The organism is Xanthomonas sp. NCPPB 3200, assembly GCF_056393585.1.
In genome coordinates this window covers 908340-921897 of the sequence record NZ_CM150785.1, presented here as the reverse complement: position 1 = coordinate 921897, position 13558 = coordinate 908340, and the positions used below count along the sequence as shown (strand labels likewise).

The window sequence follows — 13558 nt, the reverse complement described above, 5'->3', positions numbered from 1 at the left end:
CTACCCGACCATCACAGATTCAGATACGCTGCAAATTGACCGATACAGATGGAAGGCGCCCGCAGATGCTGCTGTACGAATCGCTGGCCACGCAGCTGCGGCAGCAGATCGAAGGCGGCACCCTGCGTGCCGGCGAGCGCCTGCCCTCGATCCGGCAACTGGCCGCCAACCATGGCATCAGCACCGCCACCGCCGTGCAGGCCTGCCTGCAACTGGAACGCGAAGGGCGCGTGCAAGCGCGCCCGCGCTCAGGCTACTTCGTGCGCAGTACGACGCCTGCATTGCCGGCCGCAGCACCCGTCACACGTCGGCGCAAACCGGGCTTGGTCGACAACCCGGCCTTGCAGCGCGTGCTCGACACCTTGGCGCGTACCGACCTGGTGCCGCTGCACACTGCCACCCCCGCGCCTGCGTTATTGCCCACCGCGCAACTGGCCGCGGCCCTGTCGCGGCAGCTGCGTCGCCAGCGTACGGCGGCGTTGGATTACGCACCGCCGCAAGGGCACGCCGCACTGCGCCGCCAGATCGCACAACGTTATGCACACTGCGCAACCACCGTCGACGCAGAAGAGGTGGTCATCACCGCCGGCGCGATGGAGGCGATCAGCCTGGCGCTGCGCACGCTCACCGCACCAGGCGATGTGGTGCTGGTGGAAACGCCCACGTATCACGGCATCCTGCAGGCGGTGGCGGCACTGCGCCTGAAGGTGCTGGAGGTACCCAACCGTCCCGGCCAGGGTATCGATATCGCGCGTCTGGATACGCTGTTGCAGCGCACGCCGGTGCGTGCGGCAGTGCTGATTCCCAACTTCAACAATCCAAGCGGCAGCCTCACGCCCGACAGCGCCAAGCGCGCATTGCTCGACAGCTGCGCACGCCATGGCACCGTGGTGATCGAAGACGATATCTACGGCGAACTGGATTGGTCGGGGCAACGTCCACGTCCGCTGCGCCATTTCGATACGCATGCCAACGTGATCACCTGCGGCTCGTTCTCCAAGGTGCTCTCGCCCGGCCTGCGGGTGGGGTGGTTGCTGGGTGGCGACTGGACCGACGCCCTGGTGCGTGCCAAGTACTTTTCCACCGTCGGCAGCGCCAGCCTGCCGCAACTGGCACTGGCCGACTACCTGACGCAACACGATCTGGAACGGCATCTGCGCAAGCTACGCCGCACCCTGGCCGACAACGGGCAGCGGCTGCGCGATGCCATCGTGCGGCATTGGCCGGAAGGCACGCGCGTGGGCGACCCGGCAGGCGGGTTATCGCTATGGCTGCAATTGCCCGACGGCGGTAGCGGCCAGGCCGTGTTCGAGGCCGCGCTGGCAGAACGCATCGGCACCTCGCCCGGTCATCTGTACTCCAGCCGTGGCGACTACGCAGATCACCTGCGGCTGACCTGCGGCCAGCCATGGAGCGACACGCTGGAGCGCGCGATGCGCCGATTGGGCAAGCTTGCGGCACAGGTAGTGCGTTAGCCGTTCTTGGTTTGTGGCAATGGCGATAGCCGACAAGATAATGATGTGACGCAGCTGGTCGACGCAGACTTCAGATGCGAAAAGGCTGCTTGCGCGCCTTACCAGGACGTCTGCAGGGCGTTGTGTTGAAGCCTGCCTGTCGAATGCGCTGTATTGAAAAGCTGACAGGACGCCGTTATCCAAACAACGGTACGCCATGCTCTGCTTGCACCAGCACACCGACCATCTCGCCTGGTCCTTGCCCGCCCACCGTCGCGGGACCTTACGCGGCATGGATGCCGCGTAAGAGCCTACATGGATGTACTTGCGGCGTGTCCCGCGAGGGTGGGCGGGCAAGGGCCCTGCAGCCACGCGCAGATCGGCTGCTCTACGAGGCCAGCTGCCCGCTCCATCGGGCGTCGCCCGTCCCTCATCCGCCCGTGCGGGGCACCTTCTCCCGAGGGGAGCAGGGAAATCAATTCGACGCTTTACTCATGCCGCGGCCCGCGCAACACGGCAGCGCGGCAATGCAACGTAACGCAATGCGCACCACCATCCACCATTCACCATCGCATACCACGCACCTACCGCGCACTCGACCAAACGATCAACCACGCAATGCCGCGGCATGGTGTGCGATGTGTTCGCCGATAAAGCTGGCGATGAAGTAGTAGCTATGGTCGTAACCGGGCTGCAGCCGCACCGTAACCGGATAATCGGCAGCCTTGGCAGCCTGTTCAAACAGCGACGTCTTCAGCTGGTTTTCCAGAAATTCGTCGCCATCGCCCTGATCGATCAACAGCGGCAGGCGTTCCTGCGCCTGTGCGATCAACGCAGTGGCGTCGTACGCTTGCCACGCTGCGCGGTCCTGACCCAGATACTGGCCGAATGCCTTCTCGCCCCACGGCACCTGGCTGGGCGCCACGATCGGCGAGAATGCCGACACGCTGCGATAGCGGCCCGGATTCTTCAACGCGATGGTCAAGGCGCCATGGCCGCCCATCGAGTGGCCGCTGATCGCGCGCGCACCGGTGGTGGCGAACTGCGCTTCGATCAACGCCGGCAATTCGTTCACCACATAGTCGTACATGCGGTAATGCGCCGCCCACGGCTGCTCGGTGGCATCCACATAGAAGCCGGCGCCCTTGCCGATGTCGTAGCCATCCGCGTCGGCCACATCGTCGCCACGCGGGCTGGTGTCGGGCGCGACGAGGATCACGCCATGCTCGGCCGCATACCGCTGCGCACCGGCCTTGTTGATGAAGTTCTGTTCGGTGCAGGTCAGCCCGCTCAGCCAGTACAGCACTGGTAACGGGCCATCGGCGGCCTGCGGGGGCAGATAGACGCCGACCTGCATGCTGCAGTTCAAGCTCTGCGACTGATGCCGGTAGACGTCTTGCCAGCCGCCGAAGCAGGCATGGTGTTCGATACGTTCCATGAGATTCCTTCGATAAAAACCCGCGGCCGGCACGAGCGCCGGCCGCGGGGTTGGACGATCAGTGCAGCAAACCTTTCTTGCGTGCCACGTTGGCGGCCAGCGCATCCATCAATCCCGGCGACAGGCAGTCGTACGGGGTCAGTCCGAGCTCGTTGAGGCGCGCACGCACGCCGTCCATGTCCGCCGGCGGCGTGCCGGTTTCGATGATGGAGGACACGAACGCCGCAAAGCCCGGCGGCGACCAGCCCGACTGCTGCGACAACTCGGTATGGATGAAGTCCAGCCCGTAAAACGCGTGCCCCTTGTCTTCGATGCGACCGAACATATGCACACCGCAGCCGGTGCACGCATGCCGCTGGATCGCCGCACTTTCGTCGACGACCTTGAGCTTCTCCGCATGCGCGGTCACCGTCACCTTGTCGCGCGGCACCACCGCAATCACTGAAAACGTCGCGCCTTCCGGCTTCCAGCATTTACTGCAGCCGCAGGCGTGGTTGTGCGCGGTCTGCGCAGCCACGTCCACGGTCACCTTGTCGCTGGCGCAGTGGCATTCAAGGGTTCCGCCCTGAAAGCTCTCCGCACCGCCACGCGCTATACCACTGTCTACCGAAGGATGAATCGAGACGCTGGTCATCATGCCCCTCCCGGAGTATCGGGTACCACGTGCGCGGAAGCGGCCGCGCGCCGCTCCTGGCCGTACGGTCAGAAATGGATCACGGTGCGGATCGACTTGCCTTCGTGCATCAGGTGGAAGGCCTCGTTGATCTCTTCCAGCGGCATGGTGTGGGTGATGAATGGATCGAGATCGATCTCGCCCTTCATCGATTGCTCCACCATGCCCGGCAACTGGGTCCGTCCCTTGACGCCGCCGAAGGCCGACCCGCGCCATACGCGGCCGGTCACCAGCTGGAACGGACGGGTGCTGATTTCCTGGCCGGCGCCGGCCACGCCGATGATGACGCTCTCGCCCCAGCCCTTGTGGCAACACTCCAGCGCCGAACGCATCACGTTGACGTTACCGATGCACTCGAAGCTGAAGTCCACGCCGCCATCGGTCAGCTCGACGATGACCTCCTGGATCGGCTTGTCGTAGTCCTTGGGGTTGATGCAATCGGTGGCGCCCATGCTGCGCGCCAGGTCGAACTTGCCCGGGTTGGTGTCGATGGCCAGGATGCGCCCGGCCTTGGCCTGCACCGCGCCCTGGATCACCGCCAGCCCGATGCCGCCCAGGCCGAACACCGCCACGCTTTCGCCCGGCTTGACCTTGGCGGTGTTGTGCACCGCGCCGATGCCGGTGGTCACGCCGCAACCGAGCAGGCAGACCTTTTCCAGCGGCGCTTCCGGGTTCACCACCGCCAGCGAGATCTCCGGCACCACGGTGTACTCGCTGAAGGTGCTGCAGCCCATGTAGTGGTAGATCGGCTCGCCGTTGTAGGAGAAGCGCGTGGTGCCGTCGGGCATCAGGCCCTTGCCCTGGGTGGCGCGCACGGCCTGGCACAGGTTGGTCTTGCCCGACAGGCAGAACTTGCACTTGCGGCATTCGGCGGTGTAGAGCGGGATCACGTGGTCGCCGACCTTGACGCTGGTGACGCCCTCGCCGACCTGCTCGACGATGCCGCCGCCCTCGTGGCCCAGCACGGACGGGAAGATGCCCTCCGGGTCGTCGCCGGACAGCGTGAACGCGTCGGTGTGGCACACACCGGTGTGGGTGATGCGGACCAGCACTTCGCCGGCCTGTGGCGGTGCGACGTCGATCTCGACGATTTCCAGCGGCTTGCCGGGTCCGAATGCAACTGCTGCACGGGATTTCATGTGGTGGCGCTCCTGATGATGGGGTTCAAGGACGGGCACGGCAGGCGCCGGCCCGGTGGGAGTTCATTTGAGATAGGACCGGACCAGCCCGAGCAGCTCCTGCACCCGCTCGGCGCGCTGCGCGTCGGAAGCGGCGGCGTGGCCGAAGTCCTCGCGGATATGCGCTTCGAGCACCTGCGACATCAGCCCATTGACGGCACCCCGGATTGCGGCGATCTGCTGCAGCACAGGCGCACAGTCTGCGCCCGCCTCCAGCGCGCGCTCAAGCGCGTCGCACTGCCCGCGCAGGCGCCGTACGCGTGCTAGCGCCCGCTTTTTCTCCTGCGGCGAATGCGGCATGACGGCTCCGGCCAGATACTGGGGGGCAGTATATGGATTCATCCGAAAAAATCCATGCCCATGAGCATGTCGGCGCAAAGAGGCTGCTGACGGTTGTGGCCTGGATCGGAGTCCAGCTGCGACACCACCACGCCAGCCATGGCGTTGAAGGTCCATCCAGGCGTCCGCAGCTCCTCGCCCTTTGCTGCTGCACGGCGGCAGATTCGGCCCGCCGGCCGCCTCCGTCGCACTGCAGCACGCCACTGGCAGGCGTGTGCAGGCGCAACACGCGCCCGTCAGCTGTCGTCGCTGTCCAGACGCATGCTCTGCGATACCGGCAGCTCGATGGTGCAGCGCACGCCGTCCGGCCCCAGCGCGTAAGTCGTCTCGGCCTGCAGCTGGTACGGCAACGCGCGTTCGATCAGCTCGCGCCCATAGCCGGAGCCTTGCGCCGCTTCGCCAGGCGCCGGCATATGCACACCGGTCTCGCTCCACTCGATATGCAGGCGAGTGCCCTTGGCGGTACCCAGCAGGCGCCAGCGCACCCGCAACTGGCCGCCGGCCTGTGCAAGCGCGCCGTACTTGTTGGCATTGGTCGCCAGCTCATGCAGGGCCAGCGCAAAGGTCTGCACAGTGCTGGAGCGCAGACGCACGCCGGCGGGGCCGTCCAGTGTCACGCGGTCGCCTTGGCCTTGCGCATCGATCGCGCCCATGGCCGACAGCTCGACCCGGATCAATTCATCGAACAAGATGCGATCGCCCTCGTTCAGGCGCGACAGCAGGCCCTGCACGCGCGCCAGGGCATCCAGGCGATCGTTGTAGATCAGCGCCAGCTCGGCGATGGTCTTGCTGCTGCGTTGCGTGCGATTGAAGACCACACGCACCACACCCATCAGATTACGCGTGCGGTGCTGCAACTCGGCCAGCAACACCTGCTGGCGATCTTCCCACTGCCGTCGTCGGGTCACGTCCTGGCCGATCTTGAGATAGCCCAGCGGCTCGGCGCTGCCATTGCGTAGCGGCCGCGTTGCGCCTTCGATGAAGACGTGCCGGCCATCCTTGCACCGATGCCAGCGCACATTCGGCGTGCCGCCGGTGTAATGCGCCTGCTCGATCTCGCGCTGCGGCACGCCGGTCAGGCGATCTTCGGCAACGAAGGTCATCGCGATGTGTTGGCCGATCGCCTCTTCCGCGGTCCAGCCGAACACCGCCTCCGCTCCCGGTGGCCAGGTCTGGATGTGTCCGCGCGTATCGGTGGTAAAGATTGCGTAGTCAAGCGCGCTCTCCAGAATCACCCGGTAGCGCTCCTCGCTTTCGAGCAGCGCGCCCTGTGCACGCGCACGCTCCAGCGCCGCCCAGGTGCGCTCGGCGGTTTCCTCTGCCAGACGGATCTCGGCGGCATTCCAGTTGCGTGCGCTGCGTTGATTGACCACGAAGGTCGCCACCAGCTGGCCGCCCCTGATCAGCGGCACCACGATCAGCGCAGCGATCTGGTTGCCCAGATAGGCCGCGCGCTGATCGTCGGGCAATGCAGGATCGGTGGCGGCATCGCGCACCACCCAGGTCTGCGCGTCGAGCAGCCAGGGCATCGGCCAGTCGGTCAACGCGAAACGACGTGCATGACTGGTTTCATCGGGCTGATGCCAGTCGCGCTCGACCACGTACTGCTGCGCCCTGGCATCCACCTCGACGTAGTAGGCGCGGCCGGCGGCCAGATGCTCGCCCAGCACGCGCGCGGCCTCGCCCTGGATCGCAGCCGGATCGGACAGCGGCCGCAGCGCGTCGGAGAGTTTCAGCAGGAAGGCATTGCGGTCCTGCACCTCGCGCAGCGCCGCTTCTGTGAGCTTGCGGTCGGTGATGTCGAGCACGAACTCGAAGCCGGTGCCGTCGGGCAAGCGCTTGGACGCAAACAGGGCCCAGCGCCGGGTTCCGTCCTTGCACAGGTATTGGCGCTCATACGGTGTGGCGCTGCCCTTGGTCCTGAGTTCCTCGAACGCCCGCTCGCACAGGTCCCTGGCTTCGGGTGGGGTTAGCGCCTGCCAGGAGAGCGTGCCCGCTTCCACGTCGGCACGGCTGTAGCCGCTCATTTTCAGGAAGGTGTCATTGGCATCGGTGAAGCGGCCGCCCATGTCGAAGTAGGTCGCACCGACGGTTTCGATCGTCAATGCGGTGCGGAAGCGTTCTTCGCTGGCACGCAGCCGCGCGTCGGCGCGTTTCTTGTCGGAGATGTCGCGGAAGTACACCGACATGCCGCCATCGTTGGTGGGATAGATGCTGATATCCACCCAGTACCCCAATGCCGGCGACAAGGCTTCCAGTCTGACCACCTGGCGTGTCTGTGCCGCGCGCACATGCGCCTGATACGGAAGCGACCCGATCGAGTCCGGAAACTGCTCCCACAGCAGGTTTCCCAGCAGTTGGTCGCGCGAACGCCCCCACAGCAGCTCGGCTTTCTGGTTGATGTAGGTGAAGCGCCCCTGCGCGTCGACGCCATAGAAGGCGTCGGAAATACTTTCGAGGATGTCGCGATTGCGCTCGGCAAGCGCGCCCACTTCCGTCTGCACCTGGCGCTGCACCGTGACGTCCTGCACGACCGCAACGCCACCGGTCACACCATCCTCTTCGCGCAGCGCCACCGCGGTGATGCGCAACCAGCGCTGCGCAGTGTCACGGGGATCGAGGAAATCCACCGGCATGGTCGCATCTTCGCCACGCAGCGCACGGGCGCAGGGAAATTCCTCGATCGCAACCGCCCGCCCCTGCTGGTCGACCCCGGCCCACGGTTGCTCCTGCAATGACTCGCGCGAGGGCACCCGCTCTGCCAGCTGCTCACGCAGTTGTGGATTACGGTAGGTGAAGCGGCCTTGCGTATCGAACAGGCCGATTCCGATCGGAACCTGATCGAGCACATAGGTCAGCCGCGCCTCGCTTTCGCGTAGATGTTCCTCGGCCTGCTTGCGCGCGGTAACGTCGGCGCCGGCACCGAACCACTCGGTGATGCGCCCGTCCGCACCCAGTGCCGGTACCGCCTTGGTCGCCATCCACGCAATGCTGCCATCGGCGCGTCGCACCCGGTGCTCGAACACGATCGCGCTGCGCGCGCGGATCCCTGCATCGATCCTGCTCCGCACCAGCGCCTGATCCTCTGCAGGGATGTAATCCATGATCCAGGAACGGCTGGTCGCCATCGCATCGGCAGTGCGTGCGCCGGCGGTCAGCTGGTGCATCTCGTCCCAGTCGGCGCTCATGCGGTAATGCACCTCGGAACTTGCCGCCGACAGCGCGGCCAGCCGCGACTCGCTCATGCGCAAGGCCAGCTCGCCGCGATGGCGCTCGATGTAGTCGGCAGCCGTCCATGCGAGCAGTTCGAGCAATCTGAGTTCGTGCTCCGCAGGCCGATACGGCACCGTGAACTGGGTCCCGAGCAATCCCAGCAGGCCACCGGCACGATTGAACAACGGAGTGAACTGGGCAGCACGGATGCCGCTGCACAGCGCGGCCTCATAATCGGGCGTTCCCTTCAACGGGGTGAAGGTTTCGATGTCCTCGATCACCAACTGCCGGCGTTCGCGCCGCACGGTGTCGCAGGTCGCCTGGAAGCCGTCCTTCAGGAACTGCTGGACGAATGTGCTGCGTTCGTCATGTCCGCGATAGACACGCAGCTCCATCTCGCTGTTGTGTGCACTGACCAGTTGCACACAGCCGCAGTCGGTACGCGCGAAGGCACAGGCAAGCGCGGTGATCTCCTGCAGCGCGATGCGCGCATCGGCCTGTGCCGCCAGGCTGACCTGCAGGGCATGCAGGCGACGCATGCCGGAAAGCTCGTCCCGCAGCGCCGCGTTGTCCTGCATGGTGTCGTCGGGCACGGCACTCATCGTGTCCGGCTCTTGCCTGCGCGCATCGTCATCGATCATTCGTACCGGGTGAGCGCACACAGTGGGCAATCGATGGCGAAGAGCTTGTCAGTAGCGTGCTCGACACTGCCGAGTGTCGTCGGGTGCCTGGTGTACGGATAGGACCCGGCTGAAGCATCACGGAGGGAAATCGCTTCAGTCGGCCTCGCGACTGCCTGGCGATTGTCAGAGGATCCAGGTAGAGGCCGCCAAGCGTGGCCAGCGTCCGCTTCTTCCGGATCCAGCAATGCATCGTGCAGGGCGACCGCCGCTCCTGCGCAACTCACTCCAGCTGCAGCGTCGCCGCCAGCAGCTGGAACCGACGGGCGGCGTGATCAGCACGATCAGCCATGCCGCGGCGGTGGCGCGAAACCTTCGGCCTCCAGGCATTGCGACAGCGCGGGCGGAGGCGGGCCAAGGGGCGGCGCGTCAGGCGCAGGCAACGCGATGCCTTGCGCGGTGGCACAGGCCTGCAACGCGGCGTCGAAGTCGGGATCGTGGGGTGGCGGACCATGTGGTTCGCCAGGCCCGTGCGGGCGATCTGGCGCCGGGCCGCCGGGCATCGGCGTTGGCCGCCGCACGCCGTTGCTGGCCAGACAGCGCTCAAACGCACTGCGGTCCATGCCCTGCGTGGGCGCATCGGGATGCGGCGTGGCCGCAGCTGGCGAGGGCAAGGCCACTCCCTGCTCTTGAGCACAGGCCTGCATCGCGGCCAGATCGCTCGCACTCGGTGGCGGTGGCGGTGGCGGTGGCGGTGGCGGTGGCGGACCACGCTGTGCCTGTGGTGGCGCGGGCGGCGGCGGTGGCCCGCCGGAAGGCGCGCCGCAGAAACTGGCGCAGCCGCCCAGGCCGATCACTGCGAGCAATGCACTGATGGCAACGGCTGTGGAACGTGTCTGGACCATCGTCGATCTCCCTGGCTGGATGGCGCATGCGCGTACCGCACGCACATGGCAATAGCGGGCTATACCCGCTTGGTCAGGGAGAGCGTTGCATCGTGATATGTCGTGCATTTGCCGCTGCGCGCCGATCGCTGGCGTGCGCCGTCATGCAGCGTGCAAGACCTGGGACCACGCCAGCACCGTGCTGTATCCAACACGCTGGGGCTTTGTCAGAGCGGTGTCCCGGCCAAGCCAGGGGCTAACGCATCAGTTCTCGACGACCGCCTGGGCCACGTCTGTGGCGACGTCCGCCGCATCTGCCGGCAACGACGCCAGCACCGCATTGCGAAAGCGCGCGGCGAATGCGGCATCGTTGGCCTGGTAGAACGCCCGCGCGTTGGCCGACAGCTGATCCAGCTGCGCCTGCGACAAGGCAAGCGCGGTTTCCACCGCCTGCGCAATGCCCGCCGCGTCCACGAAGTAGTACGACGCCAGACGCCGCTGGTGCACCTCGGCCACCGGAATCAGCACGCCGTGCTCGGGCCTGACCAGTTCGTTCATCGGCTCACCGTCGGTGGCCAGCGTCACCGCGCCCACGCTCAGCGCTTCCATCAGGTAATGCCCGAAGCCTTCGGCCTCGGATGGGCACAGATGGAACAGGTGCGCGTTCTGCAGGCGGCGCAGTTCGGCGTCGTCGAGATAACGGACGCGGTGGTCGATGTTCGGCGCCACCACCGGCTTGCCGGCCGTGCGCGGATTCTGCACCACCGTCAGCAGCGGCCATTCCGGATGCCGCTGCCAGGTCTCCAGCAGCACGCGGGTGCCTTTGGCGGTGCTGCGCCCGGCCAGATGGAAGAACGCACGCTGACGCACGACCTGTGCGTCGTAGCGATCCGGGCTGGTGAAGCCGATGAACCGCGTGGTGCAGCCCAGACTGCGGAAAATCCGCTCCGCGTGATGGGTCTTGCACAACACCGCGTCGAACTGCGGCAGCCGCGGCAGCCACTTGGGCAGCAACCATTCCGGATTGGGCACCAGCAGGTTGGTCTGGCCCAGCGGCAGGCAGCGCGCATACACGCGCTCGGAAAAGATCTGCACCGGCACCCGCCCGAACAGCGCGCGACTGGCCCACAGACGGGCTTCGCGTGCGGTGTCGTGCAGCCGCTGACTGGTGAAGCCCACTTCCTGCACCGGTATGCCGCCGGCACGCAGCGTCTGCGCCATCAGCACCATGTCCCGGGTCAGGCCCACGCCGTTGTCGCGGCTGATCACCCGCATCATCGGAAACGCCTTGTCATGCGTACACTCGCCATTGCTGCGGCACAGTGTCGATGGCCCGGTTTCCTGCGCGATGTCCCGTTCTGTCATGTTGCGTCACACGTGTGCCAAAGGTTGACAAATTCAATCATTATGATGCGTGCTCCAGCCCTGCAACTGCGAGCACCATGTACCCGGTCGCCACCACCCTGCGCGGGCCAAGCTCCGCGCCACCGACGATGATCTCCATGGACATGCAACAACCCTGCGTTCTTGTGGTCGACGACGACCCGGACCTGCGCAAGCTGATCGGCGAGTTCCTCAGCGCCCACGGTTACCAGGTGGACGTTGCCGAAAACGTGGCGGAGATGCGCAAGAGCATCGCCCAGCGCCGCCCGGACCTCATCGTACTCGACGTGATGATGCCTGGAGAAGACGGCCTGAGCGCGGCGCGGGCGCTGGCCAGCGAGCGCGGTTCACCTGCGGTCATCATGCTCAGCGCGCTGGGCAACGACACCGACCGCATCATCGGCCTGGAAGTGGGCGCCGACGATTACCTGGCCAAACCCTGCAATCCGCGCGAACTGCTGGCGCGGGTACGCGCCCTGCTGCGCCGCAGCCAGGCCAGCAGCGAGCAGGCCGACCACCGTGGCAATGTCTACGAGTTCGCCGGTTGGCGGCTGGACGTGGTGCGGCGCGACCTGCGTGACCCCACCGGCATCTTCATCAACCTGTCCGACGGCGAGTTCGCGCTACTGCGTACCTTCGTCGAGCATCCGCAGCGGGTGCTCAGCCGCGACCAGTTGCTGGACTACGCCCGTGGCCGCGATACCGACGTCTACGACCGCGCCATCGATAGCCAGATCAGCCGCCTGCGCCGCAAGATCAACGAGCGCGTGCATACCGAGTTGATCCGCACCGTGCGCAACGAGGGCTACATGCTGCTGCCAGGCGTTTCGCGTCTGTGAGCAAACCGGCACGTCGCGGGCTGTCGATCTTTGCCCGTACCTTTGTGCTGCTGGCGGTGGCGCTGCTCACCGCCCAGGTCATCGGCATCGCCCTGCTGGTGATGCGCACCCCGGTCTACGAGCCGCCGGTGCATCCGCCGGAGGTGGTGGCGCTGCTGTCCACGCGCATGCCGGCCGGCACCCAGACCCTGACGGTGCACGAATCGGCCCAGGCCCCGCTGCCGCCGGCAGGCCAGGTGCGCGACGGGTTCGCCGAAATGCTGCTGGCCCATTGGCTGGATGTCCCCGAGCAGCGCGTGCGCTTCTACCGCAGCGCCGACGATCGCCAGGGCCCGCGCATCGGCATGTCCCCACCGCCGCGCATGCCCGGCCAATCGCAGGCATTCGGGGCCGATGATGGCGATGCCAGTTACGCCGGCAATCGCCACGAGGCCTTGCAGCGCTCGCCGCCGGCGCCAGGCGACTGGCCGCGCGAGCGCCACCCCGGTGCCCCACCGTTCGGCAATGGACTGCGTCCGGACGACAGCCCCGGCGCCTGGGAAAGCGAGCGCCTGACCCCGGGCGTGCCCTTGCTGGACGGCTTCACCGCCGCGCTGCAACAGCCCGATGGCCGCTGGCGCACGGTCGAATCGCCACCGCGGCGGCTGTCGGCCGAGTTCAAGACCCATGTGGTGCTGCTGTTCCTGGCCGGCCTGCTGGCCAACGTGCCGCTGGCGTGGTGGTTCTCGCGCGCGCTGTCGGCGCCGATCAAGCGCTTTGCCGAAGCCGCCGACCGGCTGGGCCGCAACCCGGATGCTGCCGCACTGCAACGCAGCGGCCCGCCGGAGATCGTGCGCGCGGCCGATTCGTTCAATGCGATGCAGGCCCGCCTGAACCGCCTGATCAACGAACGCACCCACATGGTGGCGGCGATCGCGCACGACCTGCGCACGCCGCTGGCGCGCCTGTCGTTCCGCCTGGACAGCCTACAGCCGCCGTTGCGCGACAAGGCGCTGGCCGACATCGACGAGATGAAGGCGATGATTTCCGCCGCGCTGGATTTCATCCAGAACGATCGCCACCGCGGCAAGCGCGCGCCGCTGGACCTGCGCCTGCTGGTGGAAAGCGTGGTCGACAACGCCACCGACATCGGCGCCGATGCCGAACTGCTGCCCGGCCCGGCGATCACCCTGGATGGCGACCCGCTGGCCTTGCGGCGCGCAGTGATGAACCTGCTGGAGAACGCGCTGAAATACGGCAAGCGCGCGCGCCTGCAACTGCAGCGCGACGGCGAAGAGGGCGTGCTGTGGATCGACGACGACGGCCCCGGCATCGACCCGACCCAGCGCGAACAGCTGCTGTTGCCGTTCGTGCGTGGCGAGTCCTCGCGCAATCGCGACACCGGCGGCATCGGGCTGGGTTTGTCGGTGGCGCACAGCATCGTGCTGGCGCATGGCGGCGACCTGCGCCTGGACAACCGTGCAACAGGTGGCGGCCTGCGGGTGACGGTGCGCCTGCCGTGCATGCCGGAGCGGCGCTAGGGCCGGGTTGGAGTACG

At 66.6% G+C, this 13558-nt stretch carries 10 protein-coding genes; 3 read left to right on the top strand and 7 right to left on the bottom strand.

Annotated elements, in window-relative coordinates:
- The first annotated feature begins 65 nt into the window (after positions 1–65).
- Positions 66–1475: an aminotransferase-like domain-containing protein gene (locus AC06DU_RS03850; RefSeq protein WP_478203620.1), complete on the top strand. Its 1410-nt coding sequence runs from the start codon at positions 66–68 to the stop codon at positions 1473–1475.
- A gap of 586 nt (positions 1476–2061) precedes the next feature.
- On the opposite strand, the gene fghA is transcribed toward AC06DU_RS03850, so the two are convergent.
- The 7 genes from fghA to AC06DU_RS03815 all read right to left on the bottom strand — a co-directional run bounded on the left by fghA (position 2062) and on the right by AC06DU_RS03815 (position 11164).
- Positions 2062–2892 carry an S-formylglutathione hydrolase gene (gene fghA / locus AC06DU_RS03845; protein ID WP_478203618.1) on the bottom strand — a complete coding sequence of 277 codons (831 nt, stop codon included), beginning with the start codon at positions 2890–2892 and terminating at the stop codon, positions 2062–2064.
- A gap of 58 nt (positions 2893–2950) precedes the next feature.
- Positions 2951–3526: an S-(hydroxymethyl)glutathione synthase gene (gfa, locus tag AC06DU_RS03840; protein ID WP_039524052.1), complete on the bottom strand. Its 576-nt coding sequence runs from the start codon at positions 3524–3526 to the stop codon at positions 2951–2953.
- A 68-nt stretch (positions 3527–3594) separates the two neighbouring features.
- Positions 3595–4704, bottom strand: a complete 1110-nt coding sequence (locus AC06DU_RS03835) for an S-(hydroxymethyl)glutathione dehydrogenase/class III alcohol dehydrogenase (RefSeq protein WP_016902625.1) — start codon at positions 4702–4704, stop codon at positions 3595–3597.
- A gap of 63 nt (positions 4705–4767) precedes the next feature.
- Positions 4768–5043, bottom strand: a complete 276-nt coding sequence (gene frmR / locus AC06DU_RS03830; RefSeq protein WP_016902624.1) for a formaldehyde-responsive transcriptional repressor FrmR — start codon at positions 5041–5043, stop codon at positions 4768–4770.
- 275 nt (positions 5044–5318) lie between these two features.
- Positions 5319–8897 carry a PAS domain-containing sensor histidine kinase gene (locus AC06DU_RS03825; protein WP_478203616.1) on the bottom strand — a complete coding sequence of 1193 codons (3579 nt, stop codon included), beginning with the start codon at positions 8895–8897 and terminating at the stop codon, positions 5319–5321.
- 362 nt (positions 8898–9259) lie between these two features.
- Positions 9260–9820 (bottom strand): hypothetical protein, encoded by a 561-nt coding sequence (locus AC06DU_RS03820; protein ID WP_478203615.1) that lies wholly within the window; start codon positions 9818–9820, stop codon positions 9260–9262.
- Between the two features lie 243 nt (positions 9821–10063).
- Positions 10064–11164 (bottom strand): glycosyltransferase, encoded by a 1101-nt coding sequence (locus AC06DU_RS03815; protein ID WP_054591881.1) that lies wholly within the window; start codon positions 11162–11164, stop codon positions 10064–10066.
- 137 nt (positions 11165–11301) lie between these two features.
- Here AC06DU_RS03815 and AC06DU_RS03810 point away from each other — a divergent pair, with 137 nt between their 5' ends.
- Both AC06DU_RS03810 and AC06DU_RS03805 read left to right on the top strand, forming a co-directional pair.
- The gene (locus AC06DU_RS03810; RefSeq protein WP_087962308.1) at positions 11302–12021 is read left to right on the top strand and encodes a response regulator; all 720 of its coding nucleotides are present in this window, start codon (positions 11302–11304) and stop codon (positions 12019–12021) included.
- The gene (locus AC06DU_RS03805) at positions 12018–13541 is read left to right on the top strand and encodes an ATP-binding protein (protein WP_478203613.1); all 1524 of its coding nucleotides are present in this window, start codon (positions 12018–12020) and stop codon (positions 13539–13541) included. Before AC06DU_RS03810 ends, AC06DU_RS03805 begins: the two co-directional genes overlap by 4 nt.
- Positions 13542–13558 lie beyond the last annotated feature (17 nt).

Bases quoted from the DNA above. Each gene is read 5' to 3' on its own strand.
- AC06DU_RS03810 (WP_087962308.1), top strand. From the start codon at position 11,302: ATGGACATGCAACAACCCTGCGTTCTTGTGGTCGACGACGACCCGGAC.
- AC06DU_RS03820 (WP_478203615.1), bottom strand. From the start codon at position 9,820: ATGGTCCAGACACGTTCCACAGCCGTTGCCATCAGTGCATTGCTCGCA.
- fghA (WP_478203618.1), bottom strand. From the start codon at position 2,892: ATGGAACGTATCGAACACCATGCCTGCTTCGGCGGCTGGCAAGACGTC.
- AC06DU_RS03825 (WP_478203616.1), bottom strand. From the start codon at position 8,897: ATGAGTGCCGTGCCCGACGACACCATGCAGGACAACGCGGCGCTGCGG.
- frmR (WP_016902624.1), bottom strand. From the start codon at position 5,043: ATGCCGCATTCGCCGCAGGAGAAAAAGCGGGCGCTAGCACGCGTACGG.
- AC06DU_RS03850 (WP_478203620.1), top strand. From the start codon at position 66: ATGCTGCTGTACGAATCGCTGGCCACGCAGCTGCGGCAGCAGATCGAA.
- gfa (WP_039524052.1), bottom strand. From the start codon at position 3,526: ATGACCAGCGTCTCGATTCATCCTTCGGTAGACAGTGGTATAGCGCGT.
- AC06DU_RS03815 (WP_054591881.1), bottom strand. From the start codon at position 11,164: ATGACAGAACGGGACATCGCGCAGGAAACCGGGCCATCGACACTGTGC.
- AC06DU_RS03835 (WP_016902625.1), bottom strand. From the start codon at position 4,704: ATGAAATCCCGTGCAGCAGTTGCATTCGGACCCGGCAAGCCGCTGGAA.